The 25,958-nt window shown below is 70.7% G+C and carries 20 protein-coding genes; 16 read left to right on the forward strand and 4 right to left on the reverse strand.

Annotated elements, in window-relative coordinates; genetic code table 11:
• Window positions 1–53: 53 nt before the first annotated feature.
• On the forward strand, window positions 54–680 hold the full coding sequence (locus ABZX90_RS00355) for a hypothetical protein (RefSeq protein WP_355200516.1): 627 nt from the start codon (window positions 54–56) through the stop codon (window positions 678–680).
• A gap of 483 nt (window positions 681–1,163) precedes the next feature.
• Here the strand turns inward: ABZX90_RS00355 and ABZX90_RS00360 are convergent, their stop codons facing one another.
• On the reverse strand, window positions 1,164–1,796 hold the full coding sequence (locus ABZX90_RS00360; protein WP_351121549.1) for a hypothetical protein: 633 nt from the start codon (window positions 1,794–1,796) through the stop codon (window positions 1,164–1,166).
• A 224-nt stretch (window positions 1,797–2,020) separates the two neighbouring features.
• On the reverse strand, window positions 2,021–4,225 hold the full coding sequence (locus ABZX90_RS00365; RefSeq protein ID WP_355200518.1) for a RecQ family ATP-dependent DNA helicase: 2,205 nt from the start codon (window positions 4,223–4,225) through the stop codon (window positions 2,021–2,023).
• 133 nt (window positions 4,226–4,358) lie between these two features.
• Here ABZX90_RS00365 and ABZX90_RS00370 point away from each other — a divergent pair, with 133 nt between their 5' ends.
• The 7 genes from ABZX90_RS00370 to ABZX90_RS00400 all read left to right on the forward strand — a co-directional run bounded on the left by ABZX90_RS00370 (window position 4,359) and on the right by ABZX90_RS00400 (window position 15,340).
• A complete protein-coding gene (locus ABZX90_RS00370; protein WP_355200520.1) occupies window positions 4,359–6,092 on the forward strand; it encodes a DUF4192 domain-containing protein in 1,734 nt (577 codons plus the stop codon).
• A gap of 694 nt (window positions 6,093–6,786) precedes the next feature.
• Complete coding sequence (locus ABZX90_RS00375) at window positions 6,787–8,625, forward strand: glycogen debranching N-terminal domain-containing protein (RefSeq protein WP_351121722.1); 1,839 nt, start codon at window positions 6,787–6,789, stop codon at window positions 8,623–8,625.
• Between the two features lie 128 nt (window positions 8,626–8,753).
• Window positions 8,754–9,512: an NUDIX hydrolase gene (locus ABZX90_RS00380; protein WP_351121542.1), complete on the forward strand. Its 759-nt coding sequence runs from the start codon at window positions 8,754–8,756 to the stop codon at window positions 9,510–9,512.
• A 122-nt stretch (window positions 9,513–9,634) separates the two neighbouring features.
• Window positions 9,635–11,395, forward strand: coding sequence for an ABC transporter ATP-binding protein (locus tag ABZX90_RS00385; protein ID WP_355200522.1), 1,761 nt, complete (start codon window positions 9,635–9,637; stop codon window positions 11,393–11,395).
• A 162-nt stretch (window positions 11,396–11,557) separates the two neighbouring features.
• Entirely contained in the window at window positions 11,558–12,445 is an 888-nt protein-coding gene (locus ABZX90_RS00390) for an FCD domain-containing protein (RefSeq protein ID WP_351121537.1), read from the forward strand.
• A 408-nt stretch (window positions 12,446–12,853) separates the two neighbouring features.
• Window positions 12,854–14,389 carry an RNA polymerase sigma factor gene (locus tag ABZX90_RS00395; RefSeq protein WP_351121534.1) on the forward strand — a complete coding sequence of 512 codons (1,536 nt, stop codon included), beginning with the start codon at window positions 12,854–12,856 and terminating at the stop codon, window positions 14,387–14,389.
• Window positions 14,390–14,521: 132 nt separating this feature from the next.
• Entirely contained in the window at window positions 14,522–15,340 is an 819-nt protein-coding gene (locus ABZX90_RS00400) for a serine protease (protein WP_355200524.1), read from the forward strand.
• A 109-nt stretch (window positions 15,341–15,449) separates the two neighbouring features.
• Here ABZX90_RS00400 and ABZX90_RS00405 read toward each other — a convergent pair whose 3' ends face one another.
• Window positions 15,450–15,680, reverse strand: coding sequence for a hypothetical protein (locus ABZX90_RS00405; RefSeq protein ID WP_351121529.1), 231 nt, complete (start codon window positions 15,678–15,680; stop codon window positions 15,450–15,452).
• Between the two features lie 441 nt (window positions 15,681–16,121).
• Between ABZX90_RS00405 and ABZX90_RS00410 the strand changes: the two genes are divergently transcribed.
• The 6 genes from ABZX90_RS00410 (at window position 16,122) to ABZX90_RS00435 (ending at window position 23,134) form a co-directional block, all read left to right on the forward strand.
• Window positions 16,122–18,245, forward strand: coding sequence for a DNA topoisomerase IV subunit B (locus ABZX90_RS00410; RefSeq protein ID WP_355200527.1), 2,124 nt, complete (start codon window positions 16,122–16,124; stop codon window positions 18,243–18,245).
• Window positions 18,246–18,592: 347 nt separating this feature from the next.
• Window positions 18,593–19,120: a DUF1453 domain-containing protein gene (locus ABZX90_RS00415; RefSeq protein WP_355200529.1), complete on the forward strand. Its 528-nt coding sequence runs from the start codon at window positions 18,593–18,595 to the stop codon at window positions 19,118–19,120.
• The gene (locus ABZX90_RS00420) at window positions 19,117–20,268 is read left to right on the forward strand and encodes a histidine kinase (protein ID WP_351121521.1); all 1,152 of its coding nucleotides are present in this window, start codon (window positions 19,117–19,119) and stop codon (window positions 20,266–20,268) included. The genes ABZX90_RS00415 and ABZX90_RS00420 overlap by 4 nt, the downstream gene beginning before the upstream one ends.
• The gene (locus tag ABZX90_RS00425) at window positions 20,265–20,951 is read left to right on the forward strand and encodes a response regulator transcription factor (protein WP_351121518.1); all 687 of its coding nucleotides are present in this window, start codon (window positions 20,265–20,267) and stop codon (window positions 20,949–20,951) included. The genes ABZX90_RS00420 and ABZX90_RS00425 overlap by 4 nt, the downstream gene beginning before the upstream one ends.
• A 105-nt stretch (window positions 20,952–21,056) precedes the next feature.
• Window positions 21,057–21,545 (forward strand): DUF485 domain-containing protein, encoded by a 489-nt coding sequence (locus tag ABZX90_RS00430; protein WP_351121515.1) that lies wholly within the window; start codon window positions 21,057–21,059, stop codon window positions 21,543–21,545.
• Complete coding sequence (locus ABZX90_RS00435; RefSeq protein ID WP_351121512.1) at window positions 21,542–23,134, forward strand: cation acetate symporter; 1,593 nt, start codon at window positions 21,542–21,544, stop codon at window positions 23,132–23,134. The genes ABZX90_RS00430 and ABZX90_RS00435 overlap by 4 nt, the downstream gene beginning before the upstream one ends.
• A 233-nt stretch (window positions 23,135–23,367) precedes the next feature.
• Here the strand turns inward: ABZX90_RS00435 and ABZX90_RS00440 are convergent, their stop codons facing one another.
• Window positions 23,368–24,060: a response regulator gene (locus ABZX90_RS00440; protein WP_351121509.1), complete on the reverse strand. Its 693-nt coding sequence runs from the start codon at window positions 24,058–24,060 to the stop codon at window positions 23,368–23,370.
• Between the two features lie 161 nt (window positions 24,061–24,221).
• Between ABZX90_RS00440 and ABZX90_RS00445 the strand changes: the two genes are divergently transcribed.
• Entirely contained in the window at window positions 24,222–25,037 is an 816-nt protein-coding gene (locus ABZX90_RS00445; protein ID WP_351121507.1) for an ABC transporter ATP-binding protein, read from the forward strand.
• Window positions 25,027–25,890, forward strand: coding sequence for an ABC transporter permease (locus ABZX90_RS00450; protein ID WP_351121505.1), 864 nt, complete (start codon window positions 25,027–25,029; stop codon window positions 25,888–25,890). The genes ABZX90_RS00445 and ABZX90_RS00450 overlap by 11 nt, the downstream gene beginning before the upstream one ends.
• The last annotated feature ends 68 nt before the right edge of the window (window positions 25,891–25,958 follow it).

Raw genomic sequence — 25,958 nt, forward strand, 5'->3', positions numbered from 1 at the left:
TCATGTGCCACCCGCCGAGTCGGGTCGCACCGGCGTTTGATAGATATCAGCTCATGCCTCTCCTTCCCGAGGAGCCTCAGATTCACGAGAGTGCCCAGGGTCCCCGCGTCACTCCGGCCAGTGGCCGCACCGCGCCGACCCCTCGCCCCGTACCCGGTCCCCGTCCCGCGGCTCCGCCGCGTCCCGGCCGTCCGGGTCCTGTCCGGCCGATGCCGGCCCAACGCGCCCCGCGCGAGCCCGTCGTGGCCACGCCGGGGCCGTCCGCCAAGGCGGCGGCACCCGCTGCCGCCACCCCGCAGATCCAGCTCATCCCGGCCTCGGCCGAGGGTGCGCTGGACGCCGCCGAAGAAGCCGTCGACCTGCTGTTGGAGTCGGGCCGCTCCCCTGGTGAGGTGCTGGTGATCACCACCGGCGATCCGCACCCGTGGGCCGCGCACGAACTCTCCTTCGGCGAGGCCGCTTACTGGGCGCAGCACGACGCCGGCGACGACGTCTTCTACGCCGGTGCCTCCGTCGCGGGCCGGGCCGTGTCCCGCTCCGTGGTCGTGGTCGCGGTCAACGGCGGTTCCGGCGAGGCTGTCGCCACCGCCCTGCCGCTGGCCCTTGGCCGGGCCGGCGCCCTGCTGATCGTCTGCGGCGACCCGCAGCAGATCAACTCGGTCCTGGGCACAGGCGTCTGAGCGCGTTCCGGACCTTGTCCGGAACGCGCCCGGCGGGACGTTGAGGGTGCCGCCAAGGCGGCACCTGCACGGCGGTCACTTCGGCGTACCCGCAACGCGTCCACGCGCGCGGGGCGTCCTGCCCATCGCTCGTTCGTGTGGCGCGAGGTGCCCTGGTGCGACGCCCGGCGCCATGGCTGCGGGGTCGTGGCCTGCGGGATTTCCTCGCTCTTGGCGGGTGTCATCGGGATGGAGACCGGTCTCTCTCCGTTCGCCCTCCAGTGGCATGCGTGCGCACATCACCCGGCGTGACCCCCGTTGCCCGGTGCGGGCCCTCGCATGGTCGAGGACGGGTGTGCGCCCGGCACCCGATCCGCGCGTCAGTGGCGTACCTGCGCACGGTTGGTACGGCGCTGAAGCGGGTCTGCCGACCTGGGTGGTCTGTCGACATAGGTGGCCCGCCATCCCCCGGGGCGCGCCGGTGCCCAGCGACCCGCCCGCTCCTCAGCGGGCGGCCGCCCGGCGCATGACCTCCGATGCGGCGCCTCCCGTGCGGGGCAGCGGCGGCAGCATCTCGCCCGCGAAGAACTCCGGGGCCGAGTCGGAGTTGGGACGACGTCCGCCGCGACCCTCGCCGAGAACCTGCCAGCCGTCACGCGTCAGGGTGATGTACGCCCCGCACCGCAGTCCGTGGAGGGTGCAGGCATCCCGCAGTCCCCACATCCAGGCCCCGTCCTCCTCCGTCCAGCGCGCGTCGCCGTCGCGGCAGTACAGCAGGACGGCCGTACGCACGGGAGAGCGGCGCCGCAGGTCGTGCGGGATGACCCGGCGCAGCTGCGCGAGCAGCGCGTTGCGGAACATCCAGCCGTCGGCCGGTGCCGAACGGCGGGTGAAGGAGGCGCTCGCCATCAGTCGCTCGTCCGGATCGAGCACTGCCACGATCGCGGTAGACGGTCTGGGCCGGTGCCGAGCGTGCAGCCCGCTGACAACCTCACGGGGATCGCGCAGAAGCGGAATTCCGGCCGAGGCCCATTCGGCGGGTTCGAGCATGCGGGCCAGTGGGTTGGCGGAAGCGGCGGACAGGTCGGGAGAGGTCGACATGGATACCGCCGAGGACGGAGCGAATCCGAAGGTCACGGTCCTCCCTTCGGCTACGTGCCCATACAGCGGGCGGGGTCGGACTTGGGGGATGGCACGCCGCAGCAGAGCCCTACCGGACCACGGGCGAACCGTGCGGGGAGCGGACCTCAATTCTTCCTGTCGAACTGGGTTGCGGCAACGAGCAATTGGGGCCACAGACCGGTTTCGGACGATTGGTGTCTTATATACCTGCCCCAGTGTTTCGAATCGCGACACGCGCGTCACGCCTGTACGGCGAGGACCAGCGGCAACACCCCGGGGGCACCCGCTCTGCGAAGCATTCTCGATGCCACCGCCAGCGTCCAGCCCGTCTCCGTGGCGTCGTCCACGAGAAGTACCGGGCCACCTGCGTCTTTCAGGGCGTCGGCCAGCCGCGGCGGCACGGTCAGCGCCCCGTCCAGCGCCTTCAGCCGCTGAGCGCTGTTGCTCCGGGAGATCTGCGACACCTCGCCGACGTACTCCACGGATCCCAGGAGCGGCAGCCGGCCGATCTCCGCGATCCGCGCACCGAGCGACTGGATCAGCTGGGGCCGCGAGCGCGAGGCGATGGTCACCACACCGACCGGACGCGGCTGTGCGTCGGGCTGTCCGGAGGCCCAGCCGCCCGGGCCTTTCGCCCAGTCGGCCAGAACGCCGACCACGGCCTTGGCGACATCGTCCGGAACGGGCCCGTCAGGGGCCTGCGGGGCGAGCATCGGCCGCAGCCGGTTGCCCCAGCCGATGTCCGAGAGTCGTCCCAGGGCGCGCCCGGGAGCGGCCTGTTCGCCGACCGGGATACGCCCCTTCAGGTCGACGCCGACCGCCGGCAGCCCGGTCGGCCACATCTTCCGGGGCTCGACGTCGACGCCGGCGCGGCCGAGTTCGCCGTTCGCCGCGTCCAGCGCCGTGGGGGAGACGGACGCCTGGAACCGGCCGCCGGCGCAGTTGTCGCAGCGCCCGCACGGTGTGGCCCCCTCGTCGTCCAGCTGCCGCCGCAGGAACTCCATACGGCAGCCGGTCGTCGAGACGTAGTCCCGCATGGCCTGCTGCTCCGCCGCCCGCTGCTTGGCGACCCAGGCGTAGCGCTCGGTGTCGTACGTCCAGGGCATGCCCGTGGAGATCCATCCTCCCTTGACCCGGTGGACGGCTCCATCCACGTCGAGCACCTTGAGCATGGTCTCCAGGCGGGACCTGCGCAGCTCCACCAGCGGTTCGAGCGCGGGCAGCGAGAGCGGCCGCCCGGCCTGGGCCAGCACGTCCAGGGTGCGCCGCACCTGCTCCTCGGGAGGGAAGGCGATCGAGGCGAAGTACTCCCAGATCGCCTGGTCCTCCTTGCCCGGCAGGAGCAGCACCTCCGCGTGTTCCACACCGCGGCCCGCGCGTCCGACCTGTTGGTAGTAGGCGATGGGGGAGGAGGGGGAGCCCAGGTGCACCACGAATCCCAGGTCGGGCTTGTCGAAGCCCATGCCCAGTGCCGACGTGGCGATCAGGGCCTTGACGCGATTGGCGAGCAGGTCCTCCTCGGCCTGCTGGCGGTCCGCGTTCTCCGTCTTCCCGGTGTACGACGCCACGGTGTACCCGCTCTGGCGCAGGAACGCGGTGACCTCCTCGGCCGCGGCGACGGTGAGCGTGTAGATGATGCCGGAGCCCGGCAGGTCGTTCAGATGCTCGGCGAGCCAGGCCATCCGGTGCGCCGCGTCCGGCAGCCGCAGCACGCCGAGACTCAGGCTCTCCCGGTCCAGCGGGCCGCGCAGGACGAGCGCGTCGGTGCTCACCCCGGTGCCCAGCTGCTCGGCGACATCGGCCGTCACGCGCGCGTTGGCCGTCGCGGTGGTGGCCAGCACCGGGGTGTCGGGCGGGAGGTCGGCGAGCATGGTGCGCAGACGACGGTAGTCCGGCCGGAAATCGTGGCCCCAGTCGGAGATGCAGTGCGCCTCGTCGACCACCAGGAGGCCGGTGGCCGCGGCCAGCTTGGGCAGTACCTGGTCGCGGAAGTCGGGATTGTTCAGCCGCTCCGGACTCACCAGGAGGACGTCGACCTCGCTCGCCGCCACCTCGGCCTGGATCGTCTCCCATTCCTCCGTGTTGGCGGAGTTGATCGTCCGCGCGACGATTCCGGCGCGGGCCGCCGCCTCCACCTGGTTGCGCATCAGCGCGAGCAGCGGCGAGACGATCACCGTGGGCCCGGCACCCAGCTCGCGCAGCAGCGCCGTCGCGACGAAGTACACCGCGGACTTGCCCCAGCCGGTGCGCTGCACGACCAGCGCTCTGCGCTTGTCGGCCACCAGCGCCTCGATGGCGCGCCACTGGTCCTCGCGCAGCCGCGCCTCGCCCGCCCGGGCACCGACGAGGCGGGCCAGGACGGTGTCGGCCGCGGCCCGCAGGTCGTCGCGGGCGGTGTCGTGTGCGTTGTCGGTGGCTACGGGTCGCGGGTCTTCGTTGGTCATGGCTCCATGCAACCCGATGGGTCGGACAAAGCGCGAACGAGCCCGTCGAGCTGTGGACAACTTCTGGCGTGATCATGTTGATGGTTATCCACAGGTCGAACCGGAATCTCGCGATCCGCGGGATGGTCACCGCATGACGAATCACGACGAAGCGGCCGGCACTTCCGGCGACGAGAACATCAGCGCGGTCGGTGGATGCGGCCGGAACCCCCTGCACGACCGATCCGGTGACGAAGGCGATCACGGCGGCCGGAGCGGGGCGGGCGGCCACGCCGACGACGGGTGGAAGGGCCCGGGCGGACGATCCGGACGCGAGGGCCGGGACCGCCGGGCCCGTCGGACCGGCGCGGAGGCCCCCGGAAGTACGGCCCTTCCTGGCGTGCTGCACCACGGGGGTGGCGCGGGCCTCGTCGGCGGCGACCACCATGGCGGCGTCCTGGGTGCCCAGGGCGGGGAACATCAGGTGACTCTGCGCACCCCGGCGGAGCTGGCCGACGCGCTGCCCTATCTCCTCGGGTACCGCCCCGAGGACAGCATCGTGCTGGTCGCCCTGCACGACCGGGAGCGGCGGGGCCGCTTCGGCGGCCGGGCCCGCCTCGGCATCCCCGGCCACGCCGAGGACTGGCCGTCCGTCTCCGACCAACTGGCGCAGGGTCTGGTGAAAGGCAGCGAACGGCGGGGCGCCCGCCCCGAGAGCATGGTGGCGTACCTCTGTCAGGAACCGGCGAGCGGTGAATCGGGGCGGGAGGTCATGGAACGCCTGCGCCCGCTCGCGCAGCTGCTGCGGACGGCCTGCGGACGCCTCGACGTTCCGGTGATCGAGGCTCTCTGCATCTCGGACGGCCGCTTCTGGTCGTACACCTGCCCTGGCCAGGGGTGCTGTCCGCCCGAAGGCACGTCGATGGGCCTGCCCGGGACGTCGGTCCTCGCCGCCGCCGCGACATACGCGGGCCTTCAGGTACGCGGATCGCTGAGGGACCTGAGGGCCAGGTTTCTTCCCTGGGAGTCGACGGCCGCGCTGAGCCAGGAGGTGGCGCTCGACACGGCCAGCATGGCCCTCGTGCCGAGGATTCTGGAGGACGACAGCCGCGCGGAGGTGGCTGAGGAGGCTCTGTCGCTGGCCCGGCGGATCAGGGACCGGCTCGCGGTGGCTCCTCCTGTGTCGGGAGCGCGTCCCGCGGACCTGCGCGACGACGGCCTCCTGGAGAACGACGAGGCCGCCACACTGATCCTCGGCCTCCAGGACCGCACCACCCGTGACCGTGCCGCGCAGTGGATGGAGGGCGACGAGGCCGGCCCGGCGCTGCGCCTGTGGCGAGCACTGGCCCGCCGCTGTGTCGGTCCTTACCGTGAGCACGCCGCGGCACCCCTCACCCTGGCGGGGTGGGTCGCCTGGTCCATGGGGGACGAACTGGAGGCACGGGAAGCGCTCGCCATGGCACTCGGCGCCGATCCCGACTATCTGTTCGCCCGGCTTCTCCATCAGGCATGCAATGAGGGTCTGGATCCGGAGTCCGTCCGACGCTGCCTGCGCGCGGAGCGTACGGGGGGTGACTCGACCGAAGCGGAGCAGCCGATCGATTCCGGCGCGCCGCTCCCCTCGGCCGACCCGGCGCGCGCCTCCCACGCGCCGGACACCCGTTCCTCGGGACCCGCCGCTCGTCGTCGCCGCCGGACCCGCTCGACCGCGAGCGGCGGAGGCCGTCCGGGCCGACGTGCCCCCGGGACCGTGAGTGCCCAAGGGCGTCGCCCGGCCGGCGACGCCTCACCGGCCGGGGACGTACCGGGGCGAGCGGTGGAGAGCGCCGACGGTAGGCCGCGCGCGTGGGGCGAGGGCGGTCGGCGTGGCGCGGAGGAGGACAGGTGAGGGGTGGGGCGCGGCACGTCGGGCACGGACCCGGGACGAACCCGGGACGGAGGCCGAACCGCCCACTCGGCGGCCGAGGCCGGACGTGATTCCCGCCGCCCTGGGGGCGGGCCGCGCCCCGATCGTGCCGCTGCCGATCGTCGCGTTTCCCGGCGGCCACGTCACCCCCTGTGTGGCGGGCCTCCCCTCGACGGGTGCCCGGGAGACGCGTCGGCCGCCCCACCGCCATTCGGTCGGCTTCCCCGGTCAAAGGCGTGACCCCGGACAGGGCTGTCCCGTTCACCTGAGTGGCGGAATCCGTGGCCGGGGCGCGCCCCCGCAACGCCCCCGACCCCGCGGAGCCCCCACTAGAAGCCGAACGCGCTCCAGGCGCACCGAGCGCGGAGAAAGCCACCCCATGCCCATGCCTCATCCGTCCTCGGCCCCCGACGGCGGCCGCACGCCCGGGCGCGAGTCCGCTCAGCCCGTCAGACCCAGGGGCGCCCCCGCGGCCCCACGAGCGGGCCGGGACGCCGGTGCGCCCTCCTCCCCGGGAGAGCGCGGCCCGAGCGTCCCCCAGACATCCCTGCCCGTCCCAGGCCGAACGGCGGACCTGCCGCCCGCCCACACCGCCCTGATCTGTGTCGCTCTTCCAGGACTGGTGATCTCCACGGAGGAGGGACAGCTGAACGGTCGAGGGCTGGAGGGCTTCTACATGGCGGGCAGACGCCTGTTGTCCCGTTGCCAGGTGCGGGTCGCGGGCCGGGAACCGCTCGCCATGCGCGCCCGCATGCTCGCGGCTGACCGAGCCCGCTTCGTGGGAACGCTGCGCTCATCACCCGACGTCGGCCCGGACCCGGACGTGGTCGTCGAAAGAACACGCCATGCCGACGGCACCGAGCGGATCATCCTGCGGAGCTCGGCCCCTCGCACACTGCGCCTGCCCCTCGAGGTCGCCCTCGGGACGGATCTCGCGGAACTGGGCTCGGTCGCCTCGGGCCGAGCCGGACCCGAGCTGCCGGCCAGCGTCCACGCCTCCGGCCTCCGCTGGGCCTGCGCCACGGGGACCGCGACCGTCACCGCCGACCCGTCACCCGCCGACGCCCTGGCCTCGGCCGGACTGCTGCGCTGGAAAGTCGAACTGCCACCGGGGGGCACCCTCAGTGTGGAACTGCGCGTCCGGCCGGACAGCCAGGGGCCGACCAAGGCGGCGGGTCGCGGCGCGGCGAGCCCGTTCGCCCAGGCCCGGGCAGTGAGCGACGGGCCCGGGGCCGAAGCTCTCCTGCGCACCTGCGTCGAAGACCTCCAGGCACTGCTGCTGCGAGACCCCCGGCATCCCACCGACATGCACCTCGCGGCGGGAGCTCCATGGCGCTGCGGGCTGGCGCCGGCCGAGGCGCTGGCCGCGGCCCGGATGACGCTGCCGCTCGGTACGCGGCTCGCCGCGGGCACTCTCCGGACCCTCGCCCGCACCCAACTCGCCGGTCCGGGGCCACGCTCCGGACTGATTCCGGGACCGCTCCGGGACGGTGGGCCCCACCTGCCTCCGGGCTGCACGGCGACCGAGGCGACACTGCTCTTCCCCGTGCTTCTCGCGGAAGCCCGGCGCTGGGGTCTGGCCGCGCGGGAGGTCGAGGAGCTGCTGCCCGCGGCCGAGCGGTGTCTCGACTGGCTGCGCACCACGGTCGGCGACAGCACGTACCTGCCGGACCCACAGCCGGGCGGACCGTTTCGCTGCGAGACGCAGGCACACGCGCACCGTGCGGCGCTGCTCGGCGCCGATCTGCTCGACGCGCACGGCCGGACCGGTGGCACAGGGCTGCGTCAGTGGGCCCAGTCGATGCGGGCAGCGTTCCGGGACGACTTCTGGATCGAGGACCTGGGCGGTGGCCGACCCGCCGCCGCCCGCACCTTGGACGGGCGCCTCGTGCCCCAGCTCGGTTCGAGCACCTCCCATCTCCTCGACACAGGCCTGCTGGGCTCCGGAGAGCTGGCCCCCGGTCTGCTCGACAAGGCCCGGACCGAACAGCTCGCGCGGCTGCTCGGCAGCCCGGCCATGGACTCGGGCTGGGGGTTGCGCAGCCTCGAAGCCAAAGAGGTGGCGTACAACCCGTTCGGCCATCGCAGCGGGGCCGTGCGCGTTCAGGAGACGGCCGTCGCCATCACGGGGCTCGCCGCCGCGGGCCATGAGAAGGAGGCCGGCGCACTGCTGCGCGGCGTCCTCGCGGCTGCCGAGTCCTTCGGCCACCGGCTGCCCGAGATGTACGCGGGTGAGCAGCGCACACAGGGGAGCACCCCGCTTCCCCATCCGGCGGCCTCCCGGCCCGCCGCCACCTCCGCGGCCGCCGGGGTGCTCCTGCTCAGCTCCCTGGCCGGGATCCGCCCCGATGCGCCGGCGGGGACCGTGACCCTGCGCCCGTTCCCGGGTGCTCCACTGGGCGAGATCGCTCTGACGGGCCTGCGGATCTCGGGCGCCCCCTTCTCCGTACGCGTCAGCAGACTCGGACTCGCCATGGTCGAGGAGGCGGGCGACGGACTGCAGTTGGGGGCGTGACGTCGTGGGACGCCTCTCGGAGCGAGCGCCCTCGGTGACGAGGTGCCGTACCGGACGGAAGTCGATCAACCGTGGACAGGGCTGCCGAAGGAGGTGTTTATCGTCAGGCAGACGACTATGATCGCGGCATGCCCTACGACCCGTCAGCGTTTCCGCCCTTCGCCGTGACCGTGGACCTGGTCGTGCTGACCGTGCGCCGCCATGCCCTGTGCGCGTTGGCGGTACGACGGGGCGAGCAGCCGTTCCAGGGGCGATGGGCCCTGCCCGGCGGCTTCGTACGGACCGACGAGGATCTCGCCCAGGCCGCCGCACGCGAGCTGGTCGAGGAGACCGGGCTGTGCGCCCACGACCCCTCCGTGCCCGCGCAGGACAACGGCGCGCACCTCGAGCAGCTCGCGACCTACGGCGACCCCAAGCGTGACCCCCGGATGCGGGTGGTCAGCGTCGCGCATCTGGCGCTGGCCCCCGACCTGCCCGCGCCCCGGGCGGGCGGCGACGCGAACAGTGCACGCTGGGCACCGGTCGAAGAACTGCTGCAGCAGGGCGGCTACGGGCGCGACGGTGAGCAGGCGGCGCCCCTCGCCTTCGACCACGCACAGATCCTCTCGGACGGCGTGGAGCGGGCCCGATCCAAGATCGAGTACTCGTCGCTCGCGACCGCCTTCTGCCCGACCGAGTTCACGGTGGGCGAGCTGCGCCGCGTCTACGAGGCCGTGTGGGGCGTGGCGCTCGACCCGCGCAACTTCCACCGCAAGGTGACGGGCACGCCGGGCTTCCTGGTGCCCACTGGGGGCACGACCACGCGCCAGGGCGGCCGCCCCGCCCAGCTGTTCCGCGCGGGCGGCGCCACGCTGCTCAACCCGCCGATGCTGCGTCCCGAGGTCTGAGAGGGCGGCGAACACGGTTCTGGGCCCTGGAGCCTTTGTGTGTTCGCGAGAGTTGCGAAGCCTGCCGGAGACGAGCCGCAAGGTGCCCGGAAAATCCGAAATGTCGCGCTATCTTGCTTTGAGTGATCCAGGCCATCGGACTGACCAGCAACTCCCGCAAAGCGCGTCCGCCCGCCGTTGACGACGTGTCCTTCGAGGCGCGCACGGGCCACGTCACAGCGCTCCTCGGGGCCCCGGGCGCGGGCAAGACGACGGCGCTGAAGCTCATGCTCGAACTCCGGCAGGGCCGCGGAATCACCTACTTCCGAGGTCGGCCGCTGCATCGCATCCCCCGTCCCTCGCACGAGGTCGGCGTGCTCATGGGCGAGGTGCCGGGCCATCCCGCCCGCACGGTTCGCGGTCAGCTCCGCATGCTGTGCGCCGCCGCCGGTGTGCCCGTGCGTCGCGCGGACGACGTGCTCGAAGTGGTCGGGCTCGTGAGCCTCCGCGACGAACGTCTGGGCACGCTCTCCCGCGGCATGGACCGCCGGCTCGGACTGGCCTGCGCGCTCCTGTCCGACCCGCACGCCCTCGTGCTCGACGACCCCGCGGACGGACTGTCGGCCAGGGAGGGCCACTGGCTGCACGGGATTCTGCGCGCTCACGCGGCTCAGGGCGGCACGGTGCTGTTCACCACGGACGACCCCAAGGAGGCCGCGCGAACCGCCGACCGGGTCGTCACGCTGGAGCAGGGCCGCCTCGTCGCCGACCAGGAGGTCGCCGACTTCGCCCGCACCCGGCTCCGGCCACGGGTCGCCGTCCGCAGCCCGCACGCCACCCGGCTCGGCTCCCTCCTGACCAAGGAGGCCCGCACGGCGCAGCGCTCCGTCGAAGTCGTGCGCGAGGAGGGCAACCGGCTCTCGGTGTACGGCAGCACCTGCGCCGATGTCGGCGAGACCGCCTTCCGGCACGGCATCCTCGTACACCAACTCGCCGACGAGACAGGCGACATGGGGCCCGCGCCGACCCCGTCCGCCCAGGAGGGCAAGCACCCGTCCGACGAGCCGCACCCCTCAGAGACGCTGCCCGTGAACGACCTTTCCCCTCTCCCGCCACCCATCGCCGTACGCCAGTCCCCGAGCCCGCTGCGTCCCCTGCGCTACGAACTGCGCAGAGCCGCCGGTGTCGGCACCGGATACCTCACCGCGGCCGCCGTTCTCGTCACCTCGGTCCTCCTGTCCGTCCTCCTGGCCAGAATGGGTCACACACCGCAGCCGCGACTGCTGGCCGCGTGGCCGCGGGAACTCCCGCTGCCGCCCGCCGCGCTCGGCGCCGGGCTGCTGGGCGCCGTCGCCTTCGGCGAGGAGTTCCGCCACCCTGCCCTGGCCGCGGACCGCGGCACGGTCCCGCGCCGGCTGGGACTGCTGACCGCCAAGCTCCTCGTCGCTTCGGTCACCGCGCTGTTGCTGGCGTTCCTCACAGTGGGATGCGACCTCGAAATGCTCTACCTCGTCTACGGACGAGAGCTCACCGGAGTTCCGCCGGACTGGCTGTCCCTGAGCGTGAGTTGGCTCGGCCTCGTGGTGGGGTGCGCCTGGGCGGGCGTGCTGGCGGCCGGCATCTTCCGTTCCACCGCCGCCGGTCTCGCGGCGGTGCTCGCCGTGCCGATCGTCGTCGTACCGCTCGTACAAAAGGCCTTGCAGGGGCCGTCTGTACGGACGGCGGCAGGGCTCCCTGAGAGGCTCCGGGAAGTGGTTCTCATGCAGTGGCCGTTCGGTGGGGAGCGCTACCTGGCGGCCGGTGTCCGGGTACTCGCCCAACCTGTGGGCGGAGCGCTGATGTTGTCGCTGACGGCGCTGCTCTGCGCATATCTGCTCACGACCCTGCGGAGCCGGGTCCGATGACGACCGTCCGCGCCCTTCCGTTCCCGCTGTGCGCACAACTCCCCGAAGAACGCTCATTTCTTTCCGATAAGGCGTCAATTGCGACGGGGTGAGCGATCACCCTTTCGTGTGCTTTTCACCAAAGACCTCAAGGGAGTTGGAGACGGCGCCGACAAAAGACCCGTGAGTACCCTTGCGCAGACCATGATGACCGCCGCCCGTTCTTCAGACTCCGGCCTCGCCGGCCCGGGCGAACTCGACCGTTACCCCTACGCCGACGCTCCCGGTGTCGACCGCGTGCCCGCCCCCGTGTGGGAGAGCGCCGAGCCGGAGCTCGGCCGCGTCGGCCGACGCGCCGCGGGCAGCCGCGGACGCGGGCTGCACGGCCAACTCGTCCAGCAGCTGGGCCAGATGATCGTCTCCGGAGACCTCGGCGCGGACCGTCCGCTCGTCCCCGAGGAGATCGGCCAGCGGTTCGAGGTCTCCCGGACCGTCGTCCGCGAGTCGCTCCGCGTCCTGGAGGCCAAGGGGCTGGTCAGCGCCCGCCCGAACGTCGGCACCCGCGTGCGTCCCGTCAGCGACTGGAACCTGCTTGACCCGGACATCATCGAATGGCGGGCCTTCGGACCGCAGCGGGACGACCAGCGGCGCGAGCTGAGCGAGCTCCGCTGGACCATCGAGCCGCTCGCAGCACGCCTCGCGGCCGGACACGAGCGGGAGGAGATCCAGCAGCGGCTCGGCGACATGGTCGAGATCATGGGCCACGCCATGGCGCAGGGTGACTCCCTCACCTTCTCGCGGGCCGACGCCGAGTTCCATTCGCTGCTCATCCAGCTCGCGGGCAACCGGATGCTGGAGCACCTCTCCGGGATCGTGTCGGCGGCGCTCCAGGTCTCCGGCGCTCCGGTCACCGGCTGTGACCGTCCGAACGAGGCCTCGCTGGGACACCACGCCCGGATCGTCGACGCCCTCGCGGCCGCCGACGGCGCGGCGGCCGAGACGGCCATGCGGCAGCTGCTCACCGTCCACCCCGAGGTGGAGCGTGTCGTGCCCGCGCCGCGCGAGCACTGATCGCGCACCGAGGGTGACGCGGTCCGGAGCGTGTGCGCGTCCGTGGCATCGCCAGGCCGGCGACCCATCGCTCGTCGGGACCCCATCGAATCCTTCGCGGATTGGGTGGGGTCCCGACGGTGCGACCGGGTGGCGGATCACGACCTGACCTGGTCTGACAGGATCTGGCACCTTTTGAGCGCTTACGGGGTGTGACTCGGGCCACGCAGATTGGGCGTAACGCTCTTCGGGGCAGCGCGATGACCTAAGAGGTGATAGCCGAGGAAGGAATACAGACGCCGTTCGAGGCGCTGTGCATCTTCCCGGCCCCAGCCCGCGCCGTCGGCCCATCCCCAGTCGGCGGTCGTCGGTTCTCGTCCACAATGGACGGAGCCGGAAGCCGTTTTCCAACGTTCCGAGAGGTTGTTCGTGTCGGCCAGCACATCCCGTACGCTCCCGCCGGAGATCGCCGAGTCCGTCTCTGTCATGGCGCTCATCGAGCGGGGAAAGGCTGAGGGGCAGATCGCCGGCGATGACGTGCGTCGGGCCTTCGAAGCTGACCAGATTCCGGCCACTCAGTGGAAGAACGTTCTGCGCAGCCTCAACCAGATCCTCGAGGAAGAGGGTGTGACGCTGATGGTCAGTGCCGCTGAGCCCAAGCGCACCCGAAAGAGCGTCGCAGCGAAGAGTCCGGCCAAGCGCACCGCCACCAAGACAGTGGCGGCCAAGACGGTGACTGCCAAGAAGGCCACCGCCACCGCGGCTCCGGCATCCCTCGCCGACGATCCGGCCGAGGATGCGTCCGCCGGCAAGGCCCCTGCTGCCAAGAAGACGACGGCGAAGAAGGCCGTCGCCAAGAAGACCGTCGCCAAGAAGACGGCGGCCAAGAAGACGAGCGCCAAGAAGGACGACGCCGAGCTCGTCGACGACGAGGCGACCGAGGAGACCCCGGCCAAGCCCGGTGCCGAGGAGCCCACCGAGGACGGTGCCCAGGGCTTCGTCCTGTCCGACGAGGACGAGGACGACGCGCCCGCGCAGCAGGTCGCCGCCGCCGGTGCCACCGCCGACCCGGTCAAGGACTACCTCAAGCAGATCGGCAAGGTCCCGCTGCTCAACGCCGAGCAGGAGGTCGAGCTCGCCAAGCGCATCGAGGCCGGTCTGTTCGCCGAGGACAAGCTGGCCAACGCCGACAAGCTCGCTCCCAAGCTCAAGCGCGAGCTGGAGATCATCGCCGAGGACGGCCGCCGCGCCAAGAACCACCTCCTGGAGGCCAACCTCCGCCTGGTGGTCTCCCTGGCCAAGCGCTACACCGGTCGCGGCATGCTCTTCCTGGACCTCATCCAGGAGGGCAACCTCGGTCTGATCCGCGCGGTCGAGAAGTTCGACTACACCAAGGGCTACAAGTTCTCGACGTACGCCACCTGGTGGATCCGTCAGGCGATCACCCGCGCCATGGCCGACCAGGCCCGCACCATCCGTATCCCGGTGCACATGGTCGAGGTCATCAACAAGCTCGCGCGCGTGCAGCGTCAGATGCTCCAGGACCTGGGCCGCGAGCCCACCCCGGAGGAGCTGGCCAAGGAACTCGACATGACCCCTGAGAAGGTCATCGAGGTCCAGAAGTACGGCCGCGAGCCCATTTCGCTGCACACCCCGCTGGGCGAGGACGGCGACAGCGAGTTCGGTGACCTCATCGAGGACTCCGAGGCCGTCGTCCCGGCCGACGCGGTCAGTTTCACGCTCCTGCAGGAGCAGCTGCACTCCGTTCTCGACACCCTGTCCGAGCGCGAGGCGGGCGTCGTCTCGATGCGCTTCGGTCTCACCGACGGTCAGCCGAAGACCCTCGACGAGATCGGCAAGGTGTACGGCGTGACCCGTGAGCGGATCCGCCAGATCGAGTCCAAGACCATGTCGAAACTGCGTCACCCGTCGCGCTCCCAGGTGCTGCGCGACTACCTCGACTAGGCCTCGGCCGTACGTCATCGAGGGCCCGACTCCCGCTGGGGAGTCGGGCCCTCGACGTATACGCGGAGTGCGCACGCTCGCTCACTGGATCACTCTGGGTGTTCCACGACCATCCCAGAGTGAGGAGCGCGCATGCGCCGTCCCTATGCCCCGGTGCTGGCCCTTGCGGCCGCCGCAGCGGTGATATCGCTGACGTCCCCCGCCCCGGCGGCCGCCGACAGCGTTGTCATCGGAAGTCATCCGGTCAAGATCTCCGAGAGTCCGTGGACGGTGGTGCTGTCCAGCCGTGACCGGTTCGGGGGTACGCGCGCGGGCCAGTTCTGTGGAGGAGTGGTCGTCGGCCCGACCACCGTCCTGACCGCGGCCCACTGTCTGGGCGACGAGGTGCTGGGGGCGCCACCGCGCCAGGCGCGCGATCTGAAGGTCATCGCGGGGCGCGAGGATCTGCAGGCCGACGACGGGGTGGAGATCCCCGTACGCGACATCTGGGTCAACCCGCACTACGACAGTTATTCGAACGCCGGGGACTTCGGTGTGCTGACGCTCGCCGAGCCGCTGCCCGCCGCTTCCGCGATCCGCATGGCGCCCTCCGGGGACCCGGCGTACGAGCCGGGAACCGCTGCCGTGGTCTACGGCTGGGGCGACCTGACCGGCGTCGGCGACTACGCGCGCAGCCTGCGGGCCGCGGACGTACATGTGCTTCCCGACGCCTCGTGCGAGCGGGCCTATCCCGGCGGCGCGGAGGGGAACTACGGCGCGGCGTCCATGGTGTGCGCCGGAGAGCCCGCAGGCGGCCGTGACGCCTGCCAGGGGGACAGTGGCGGGCCGCTGGTCGCCCAGGGGCGCCTCATCGGCCTGGTGTCGTGGGGGAGCGGCTGTGGGCGCGCTGAGAGCCCGGGCGTCTACACGCGGGTCTCGGAGGTCGTCCGGGCGCTCGGTGCGAGCCGCTGAGCGCATCCTGCGATGCTGTACGAGTGCGGGCGGCCACTCCCTGTGTCCAGGGGGTGACCGCCCACTCACCGGCCTGTCGCCGGCACCCGCTCGTCGTTGATGCGAAGGGTCAGTGTTCTTCGTCGTTGACGCTTTCGGGAACGGTCGTGAGCCGCTCCGTCTCGTCCTGTATCTCAGCGGCGATCTTCTTGAGTTCCGGCTCGAACTTGCGACCGTGGTGGGCGCAGAAGAGCAGTTCTCCGCCGCTCAGGAGGACGACGCGCAGATATGCCTGGGCGCCGCAACGGTCGCAGCGGTCAGCGGCCGTCAGCGGGCTCGCGGGGGTCAGAACAGTAGTCACGTCGCCTCTTCTCTAGCTCGACGAGCTGTCGTACCAGGGTCAACATCCAACCAGGCCGAAAACGTTCCCGCTCGCGGCTTTTCCTCGAAAATTTCTTTCGAGCCGGCTGTCTGTTGCCGGTTGGCGGCGAATGAGCCGTATTGCGTGTCTTCGTGTCTGTACGGGTTCGCGCTGTCTGTCAGGTGTCAGTCCTCCCGGCTGGATTGCCGGTTGTTCATGAGGACGTGCCCGGAGCCTAAATGGTTCATGCCTGGAAGGGAACGTGATATGTACTTCACTCCATCGAGGGATCGAACACCCATGCGACGCTGGACTAGCATGAGTTCATGCGAGGGTGGCGTTACAACGGCTCTACCAGGCCTCGGTACCCTCTGAGCGGCGACCGAAGCCGGGCCCTTACCCAAAAGGGTCCCCCCTGAAATTCAGCGAGGAGCGAACCGCGTGACCGCCGAGACGTCCGTGCCGTCCACAGCGCTGCTGACCGGAGCAGACCGGGACGGTTCCAACTACACCGCGCGGCACCTGCTCGTCCTTGAGGGGCTCGAGGCCGTGCGCAAGCGCCCGGGCATGTACATCGGGTCGACCGACAGCCGCGGCCTGATGCACTGCCTCTGGGAGATCATCGACAACTCCGTGGACGAGGCCCTCGGGGGCTACTGCGACCACATCGACGTCATCCTGCACGACGACGCCTCCGTCGAGGTGCGGGACAACGGCCGCGGCATCCCCGTCGACGTGGAGCCCAAGACCGGCCTCTCCGGCGTCGAGGTCGTCATGACCAAGCTGCACGCCGGCGGCAAGTTCGGCGGCGGCTCGTACGCCGCCTCCGGCGGCCTGCACGGCGTGGGCGCCTCCGTGGTGAACGCGCTCTCCGCCCGCCTCGACGTCGAGGTGGACCGCAGTGGCAACACCCACGCCGTGAGCTTCCGCCGCGGCACCCCGGGTGCCTTCAAGGCCGACGGCCCCGATGCCGCCTTCGACGCGACGAGCGGGCTGCGCAAGGTGAAGCGGGTCCCGAAGACGCGCACCGGCACGCGCGTGCGCTACTGGGCCGACCGCCAGATCTTCCTCAAGGACGCCAAGCTCTCCCTTGAGCACCTCCACCAGCGAGCCCGCCAGACCGCCTTCCTGGTGCCGGGCCTGACCATCGTCGTCCGTGACGAATACGGTCTCGGCGAGGGCGGCAGCAAGGGCGAGGAGTCGTTCCGCTTCGACGGCGGAATCAGCGAGTTCTGCGAGTACCTGGCCGCCGACAAGCCGGTCTGCGACGTCCTCCGCTTCTCCGGACAGGGATCCTTCAAGGAGACCGTCCCGGTCCTCGACGACCACGGGCAGATGACTCCGACCGAGGTCACCCGTGAGCTGGGCGTCGACGTCGCGATGCGCTGGGGCACGGGTTACGACACCATCCTGAAGTCGTATGTGAACATCATCGCCACGCCCAAGGGTGGCACCCATGTCGCCGGCTACGAGCAGGCCGTCGCCAAGACGATGAACGAGGTCCTGCGGGCCAAGAAGATGCTGCGGGTCGCCGAGGACGACATCGTCAAGGACGACGCGCTGGAGGGCCTCACGGCCGTCGTCACCGTGCGTCTCGCCGAGCCGCAGTTCGAGGGGCAGACCAAGGAGGTCCTCGGCACCTCGGCTGCCCGTCGCATCGTGACCAACGTGGTGACCAAGGAGCTCAAGGCGTTCCTGACCTCCACGAAGCGGGACGAGGCGGCGCAGGCTCGGGTCGTCATGGAGAAGGCCGTCGCCGCCGCTCGTACGAGGATCGCCGCCCGTCAGCACAAGGACGCGCAGCGCCGGAAGACGGCTCTGGAGTCCTCCTCGCTGCCCGCCAAGCTCGCCGACTGCCGCAGTGACGACGTCGAGCGCAGCGAGCTGTTCATCGTGGAGGGAGACTCCGCGCTGGGTACGGCGAAGCTGGCCCGGAACTCCGAGTTCCAGGCGCTGCTGCCGATTCGGGGCAAGATCCTCAACGTTCAGAAGGCGTCCGTGACGGACATGCTGAAGAACGCCGAGTGCGGTGCGATCATCCAGGTCATAGGGGCGGGTTCCGGGCGGACCTTCGACATCGACGCGGCGCGCTACGGGAAGATCATTCTTCTCGTCGACGCCGATGTCGACGGCGCGCACATCCGGATCCTGCTGCTGACGCTGTTCCAGCGCTACATGCGGCCCATGGTCGAGGCGGGGCGAGTGTTCGCCGCGGTCCCGCCGCTGCACCGCATCGAGCTCAGCCAGCCCAAGAAGGGGCAGGACAAGTACGTCTACACGTACTCGGACCGTGAGCTGCGGGACACGGTGCTGGAGCTGCAGCGCAAGGGCGTGCGCTACAAGGACTCGATCCAGCGGTACAAGGGTCTCGGCGAGATGGATGCCGATCAGCTGGCCGAGACGACGATGGATCCGCGGTTCCGGACCCTTCGCCGGATCAACATCTCCGACCTGGAAGCCTCCGAGCAGGTGTTCGATCTGCTGATGGGGAACGATGTGGCGCCGCGCAAGGAGTTCATCTCCAGCTCGGCCGCCACGCTGGATCGCTCGCGGATCGACGCGTAGCCCTCCGGGCGATCGTTCCTGTTCGTGGTGGGTCGGGGCCGTGCCGGTACCTCCCTGCCCGTCGCCGCTGGATCAGACGTGGCTTCTCAAGGAGCCGCTCTCGATCCGAGCGTGAGCGACGGACATGGGGATGTACCGGCACGGCCCCTTCCGCTTCCACGCGCGGTCGGCCCGCGGCTGTGCGGGGGCTGGGCCCGGGGCTCCACCCGTGGGTGGAGTGAGGGGGCGGTCGGGGATCCACCCACGGTCCACCCGGGCTCCGATCTGGTGAGGCCGTGATTTCCGTAGCGTCGTGGTGTCGGCAGCGCTCGCTGCGGACACCACTTCCTCGCTCACGGAGGCCGCGCGTGTCCGGGCTCGTCAATGCTGTGGTGATCTGCGCCGTCGCCGTACTGGTGATCGCGCGCCAGTTCCGCGCCCGCCGGATCAGCGCGGACAGGCGCTGGTGGATCGTGCCCGCCGTTCTCGCCTTCATGGCGCTGCGAGGACCCGGAGTGATCGACCCGCACCACGAGGACGCGGCGTCCTTCCTGCTGGGCGCCGAGCTGCTCATAGGACTCGCCATCGGAGCCGGGTGGGGATGGACGACCCGGATATGGACGGAACCGGACGGCGTCGCGTGGAGCAAGAGCACCAAGGCAGCCGGCGCCATATGGACAGCGGGCATCTGTCTGCGCCTCGGTCTGTTCGGCATCGGTGCCCTGCTCGGTGTGCGCCAGGACTCCTCTGCCCTGCTGCTCGGCCTGGCCGCCACCCTGCTGGTCCGCTCCGGGTTCGTGGCCTGGCGGGCGCAGTCCCTGCAGCCGACGCCGAACGGGCAGGGCCCTGAGTACGGTGACGGCGTGGCCCTGGCCCGGCTGAAGGAGCGCGTGTGACGGACAACACCTGGATGCGCTGGCCCTCCCGCGAGGCCCTCTCCCGGCAGGGTGTGCACCAGGCCCGCCGCGTATTCACCCGGGTCACGCGTGCCATCGCCCTCACCGCACTCATTGCGACGACGCTGACGAACACGGAGCTGAACGGCTGGGCCCTCGCCGGAGGCATCACCGGAATCCTGGTGTGCGGGTTTCTCGCCTGGGGGTTCTGGCGGACCACGCTGGAGCATCGCCTGCTGCCGTCCCTCGGGCTGCTCGCGCTGCTGCTGGCGATCGCGGCGGTCGGCCAGGCTGTGGGTTTCCGGATTCCCGCGCTCGTCCTGTGGTGCGGCTGTGCCGTCAGTGCCCTCGAACGGCTGCCTCTCGCGGCGGCGCTGCCCGCCACCGCGCTCGCGCTGAGCGCGTACGCGGCGGTCAACGACGACGTCTGGCTGACCACAGCGGCTACCACCGTGGGGCTCGCTCTCGCGGGGTATGTGCTGCGCCTCGACGCGGAGGCGCGGGGGAGTGCGCAGCGGCTGCTGGCCCAGGAGCGCGCGGCCAGGCTGGCCGAGGCGGAGTCGGCGGCGCTCGCGGAACGCTCGCGGATCGCGCGGGAGATCCACGACGTGCTGGCCCACAGTCTCTCGGCGCAGCTTGTCCATCTGGAGGCGGCGCGGCTGCTCATCGAGAGGGGAGCGGACCGGGAGACGATCCTCGAACGGGTCGTGGCGGCACGGGGAATGGCCCGCGATGGGCTCGCGGAGACCCGGCAGGCGCTCTCCGCGCTCCGGGGCGAGATGTCTCCGCTGGAGGACTTCCTCGGCGAACTCGTCACCACCGCCGACGGCGCGGACGTCACGGTTACGGGTGAACGCCAGTCGCTGCCGGCGGAGGCTTCCCAGGCGGTGCGCAGAGTGGCGCAGGAGGCGCTGACGAACGTACGCAAGCACGCTCCGGGTGCCAGGATCCGCATCCGGCTGGACTACGGCGAGCACGAAGTGACGCTGGACGTACGGGACTCGGGTGGAAAGCCGGGCGAGCTCAGCGGTTCGGGGGCCGGGTACGGTCTGCTGGGCATGCGGGAGCGTGCCGAGCTGCTGGGCGGCTCGCTGGATGCCGGACCGGACGACGAGGGGTTCGTGGTGACGTTGAAGGTGCCGGTATGACGGAGCAGAAGGAGGGCGGGAGGCCGGCGCGAGTTGTGGTCGCGGACGATCAGACGGTCGTGCGCGAAGGCATCGTGATGCTGCTGGGCCTGCTGCCCGGCGTCGAGGTCGTCGGAGCGGCCGGTGACGGGGACGAAGCGGTGGAGCTGGTGGCCGAACTCGCGCCGGACGTCGTGCTGATGGACCTGCGCATGCCCCGCTGCGACGGGGTCGAGGCGACCCGGCGCATTCGGGCCGGGTACCCCGAGACGCAGGTCGTCGTCCTCACGACGTACGCGGACGACGAGTCGTTGTTTCCCGCGCTCCGAGCCGGGGCCCGCGGCTATCTGACCAAGGACGCGGGCGGCGACGAGATCGTGCGGGCGGTGGAGAGTGTGCTCTCCGGGGACGCGGGGCTCTCACCGAGCATCCAGCGCCGACTGCTGGAGCGGCTGTCGGATCCGGAACCGGAGCCCGGCCCGCCCCCGGAGGCGCCGGACGGGCTCACCTCGCGCGAGACCGAGGTGCTCCTGCTGATCGCCGAGGGCCTCAGCAACCAGGAGATCGCCCGCAAGCTGCATGTGTCCACGGCCACCGTGAAGACCCACATCAACAATCTCTTCGCCAAGACGGGCCTCAAGGACCGTGCTCAGGCCGTCCGTTACGCCTATGGGAAGGGTCTCGTACGGCCGCCGGCGGGATGAAGTCACCTGATGGGGTGAAGAGCGCGGAGAGAAGTGTCCGGGATCTTCCCGATCTGCACATCCTTGGGCACGCGGCCGAAACGGGTCGCGGACAAGGAGAGTTCGGTGGACAAGCACGACGGCGGCGGCACGGGGGAGGTCCGGTTCGAGGACCCCTGGTACGACGCGCTCGCTTCCGGCTGGGGTGAGGTGGACGGCACGGGTGCGCTCGCTCCCGCCGTGCCGGCAGCCCGCTCGGAGCACGAAGGTCGAACGGGCGGGGCGGCCGACGTCTATCTGGAGGTCCAGCGCAGTGCTGCCTTCCAGGAAGTGCGCGGTCGGTACCGCAGGTTCGTGATCCCGGCCGGCGCCGTCTTCTTCACCTGGTACGTGGCCTATGTGGTGACCGCGACGACGGCGCCGGGGTTCATGGCGCGGCCGGTCGCCGGCGCGGTGAACGTGGCGCTGCTCGCGGGGCTCGGGCAGTTCCTCACGACCTTTCTGCTCGCGTGGGCCTACGCACGGCACGCGCGGTTGCGCAGGGACCGGGCGGCGCTGGATCTGCGCTGGGACACCCAGGAGCTGACGCGGAACGCCAGAGGTGGTGAGCGGTGAGCGGCAACCATCAGACCCTGGCGCTGCTGCTGTTCAGCGCGTTCGTCGCGGTGACGCTGGCGATCACGACGTGGGTGAGTCGCAACCGGCATGGTTCGGCGGAGGAGTTCTATGTCGGCGGGCGGTTGTTCTCGCCGATGGAGAATGGTTTTGCCATTTCCGGGGACTACATGTCGGCCGCTTCCTTCCTCGGAGTGACCGGACTCATCTCGCTGTATGGCTACGACGGACTGCTGTACGTCGTGGGATTCTTCGTGGCCTGGCTGGTCGTTCTGTTCCTGGTCGCCGAACTGGTGCGCAACTGCGGGCGGTTCACGCTCGCCGACGTCGTCGCGGCTCGGATGGACGAGCGGCCGGTTCGGATCGCGGCCGGAACTTCCTCCGTGGTGGTGTCCGTTCTGTATCTGGTGGCGCAGATGGTGGGTGCGGGCAGCCTGGTCTCGCTGCTCCTGGGAGGTACGAGCGACGCGGCGCGCAACTGGACGGTGATCGGTGTCGGCGCGCTCATGGTGATCTATGTGTCGATGGGAGGGATGCGGGCGACCACCTGGATCCAGATCGTCAAGGCGGTTCTGTTGCTGAGCGGGACCGTCACGCTCACCGTGCTGGTCCTGATGCGGTTTCACGGGGACATCAACGAACTGCTGCGTTCGGCTGCGGAGCGCAGCGGCCACGGCAAGGCCTTTCTCGCGCCCGGGTTGAGGTACGGCGGGGACTGGACGGCGCGCTTCGACTTCATGAGCCTCGGGCTCGCGCTGGTGCTCGGCACCGCCGGACTGCCGCACATCCTGTCGCGCTTCTACACCGTGCCGACGGCGCGAGCCGCGCGGCGCTCGGTGGTGTGGTCGATCGGGCTCATCGGCGGCTTCTACCTGATGACGATCGTGCTGGGCTTCGGCGCGGCCGCCGTCGTCGGTCCGGAGGCGGTGCGCGGGTCCAACGCCGCGGGGAACACCGCGGTTCCGTTGCTGGCCCTCGATCTGGGCGGCGGAGCCAACTCCACGGGTGGAACGGTTCTGTTCGCGATCGTCGCCGCCATCGCCTTCGCCACCATCCTCGCGGTGGTCGCCGGGATCACGCTCGCGTCCTCGGCAGCCGTGGCCCACGACCTGTATGCCTCGATGCGTCGCCGCCACGCGAAGCCGCACAGCGAGGTCGCGGTGGCGCGCGCCGCGTCGGTCGGCATCGGCGTGATCGCCATCGCCCTGGGTCTCCTCGCCCGAGACCTCAACGTGGCCTTCCTGGTGGGCCTCGCCTTCGCGGTCGCCGCGTCCGCGAACCTGCCGGTGCTGCTGTACTCCCTGTTCTGGCGGTCCTTCACGACGCGCGGTGCCGTATGGGCCGTATACGGCGGCCTGGTGCCCTCCCTGTTGCTCGTGCTGTTGTCGCCGGTGGTTTCGGGGAGCCCCGAATCACTGTTCCCGGGCGTTGACTTCCAGTACTTCCCGCTCCAGAACCCGGGTCTCGTCTCGATCCCCCTGGGCTTTCTCGCGGGCTGGCTCGGCACCGTCACCTCGGCGGAGCCGCCGGACGAGGCCAAGCACGCCGAGATCGAAGTCCGCGCGCTCACGGGCGCCGGGGCCGTCTGAGGGCGCTCTGAGCGGCGTACGCGACCATCCTGGGGCCCGTTATGGGGAGGTGCGCCATGGTGGCGGCCGTACTCGCTGTCCATGGCACGGGCCTCGGACGGACCCGTCGCGGCGTGCACGCAACGGATGTTCGCGCCGTGGACGGGTACGCCCCGGAGGGGCTTGCGGGGTCCCGCGTCCGCGGCGTGATCCACAGGACAGCCTCCGGCCTTGGCTGTGTGGGTTCAAGGTGCTCAAGGCGCCACCCACGCGTAGCGGTGTTCGGGGCGTCCTGTGTCGCCGTACTTGAGGGAGAGGCGCAGTCGTCCCGCCTGCTCAAGGTGGCGCAGATAGCGCTGGGCGGTGGATCGGCTGAGGCCGGTCTCGCCGGCCACTTCGTGGGCCGACAGCGGGTGGCTCGCGTGGTGCAGCACGTCGCAGATCAGGTCCGTCGTCGGCTCGGAATGACCGCTGGGCAGCCCGGGGGAGGACGGCGCGGGCGCGGTGCGCAGGGCGCCGAAGATCCGGTCGACCTGCTCCTGGCCCGCCACGCCGCGGCCGCCCACCCGGTCGACGGTGCGGCGCAGGGCGGCGTACGAGTCGAGGCGGGTGCGCAGGGCGGTGAAGGTGAACGGCTTGACCAGGTAGTGCAGGGCGCCCAGACGCATCGCCGCCTGGACGGTGGCCACATCGCCGGCCGCGGTGATCATGATGACGTCGGTGCCTTGACCCTTTTCCCGCATCTGGTGGACGAGTTCGAGGCCCGTCCGGTCCGGCAGATAGTGGTCGAGCAGCACCAGGTCCATGGGCGCACGCTCGACCGCGGCCAGGGCCTGGGCGGCACTGTGCGCGCGGGCGGCCACCCGGAATCCGGGAACCTTCCCCACGTACCTCGCGTTGATCTCGGCGACGCGGAAGTCGTCGTCCACGACCAGGACGTCAATCATCGGGCCTCTTTCTCTCAAGGCCTGGGCGAGTGTTGCGCCCGTGTTTCGGCTCCGCTGTTGTAGCGCGAGCAAAATGAGCACAACAGTCTCTTGCGAGCAGAAGAATTCCTTGCGCCCAGAAGACTGACGCTGTGGCCCGCGCCACATCTACGGTCCCGGCCATGAGCACAGACACCGGCCCCGCCATCGAGCTGCGGGGCGCGAGCAAGATCTTCAAGACCCCGTCGGGGGGTTTGCACACGGCCGTCAGGGAGCTTGACCTGACCATCGGCCGGGGCGAGTTCGTGGCCGTCGTCGGCCCCACCGGCTGCGGGAAGTCCACCACGCTGACCCTGGTCAGCGGTCTTGAGGAGCCCACCGAGGGCGAGGTCCTGGTCGCCGGAGAGCCGGTCGCCGGCGTCGGCGCAAAGGTCGGCTTCGTCTTCCAGCAGGACGCCACTTTCCCCTGGCGTACGGTCCTGTCCAACGTGATGGCCGGGCCCCGCTTCCGCGGCGTGCCCAAGGCGGAGGCGAAGGAGCGGGCCCGGGAATGGCTCGCCCGGGTCGGACTCACCGCGTTCGAGGACCGCTATCCGCACCAGCTCTCCGGCGGCCAGCGCAAGCGCGTCGCCCTCGCCGCGACCTTCGTCAACGACCCCGAGATCCTGCTGATGGACGAGCCCTTCTCGGCTCTCGACGTGCAGACCAGGGCGCTGATGTCCGACGAACTGCTCGAACTGTGGGAAGGCACGGGCGCGTCGGTCGTCTTCGTCACCCACGACCTGGAGGAGTCCATCGCGCTCGCCGACAAGGTCGTCGTGATGACCGCGGGCCCCGCGACCGTGAAGCAGGTCTTCGACATCGATCTGCCGCGTCCCCGCAAGGTCGAATCGGTGCGCCTGGAACCGCGGTTCATCGAGATCTACCGCGAGATCTGGGAGTCCCTCGGCGAAGAGGTCCGCATCACCCGCGAGAGGGGTGCCGCTCATGTCGCCTGAGGTACTCAGCACGCCGGTCGTCGACACGGCCAAGATCCCGGGCCGCGCGCACTCCCGCGCCCGTGCCGCCCGCAGACGCAAGATCGTGGTGGGCGCCGCCCGGGTGCTGCTCCTGGTCGCCGTGCTCGGTCTGTGGGAGGTGCTCTCGCGGGCCAAGGTCATCGACCCGTTCAACTTCTCGATGCCCTCGAAGATCTGGGAACAGATCCACACCTGGGTGACCCACGGAACCGCGCTCGGCTCCCTGGGCGAGCAGATCTGGTACACGCTTCACGAGGCCCTGCTCGGCTGGGTCATCGGTGTGATCGCCGGCGTGATCTTCGGCATCGCCCTGGGGCGGATCACCTTGCTCGCAGACATTCTTGGTCCATACATCAAGGTGCTCAACTCCATACCGAGGATTGTCCTTGCGCCCATCTTCGTGATCTGGTTCGGGCTCGGACCGGCCTCCAAGGTCGCCTCGGCCGTGGTGCTCGTCTTCTTCCCGGTGTTCTTCAACGCCTTCCAGGGCGCCCGGGAGGTCGACAGGAACCTGGTGGCCAACGCCCGGATCCTCGGCGCGAGCGACCGCCGGGTGACGCTTCAGGTCGTCATTCCGTCCGCCACCTCGTGGATCTTCACCAGCCTCCACGTCAGCTTCGGCTTCGCGCTCATCGGCGCGATCGTGGGCGAGTACATCGGCGCCACCAAGGGCATCGGCCTGCTCGTCGCGCAGTCGCAGGGCACCTTCAACGCGGCCGGGGTGTACGCCGCGATGGTCATCCTCGCCGTCGTCGCCCTCCTCGCCGAAGGGCTGCTGACCTTCGGCGAACGCCGCATCTTCCGCTGGAAGCCGTCGGAATCCGACCGCTGACCCCGCTGACCCCGCCGGCCCCGCTGGGCAGGCACGCACGAACCCGCCCGTAGGCACGCACGATCCCT

Source organism: Streptomyces sp. NPDC002935, from assembly GCF_040611295.1.
GTDB lineage: Bacteria > Actinomycetota > Actinomycetes > Streptomycetales > Streptomycetaceae > Streptomyces.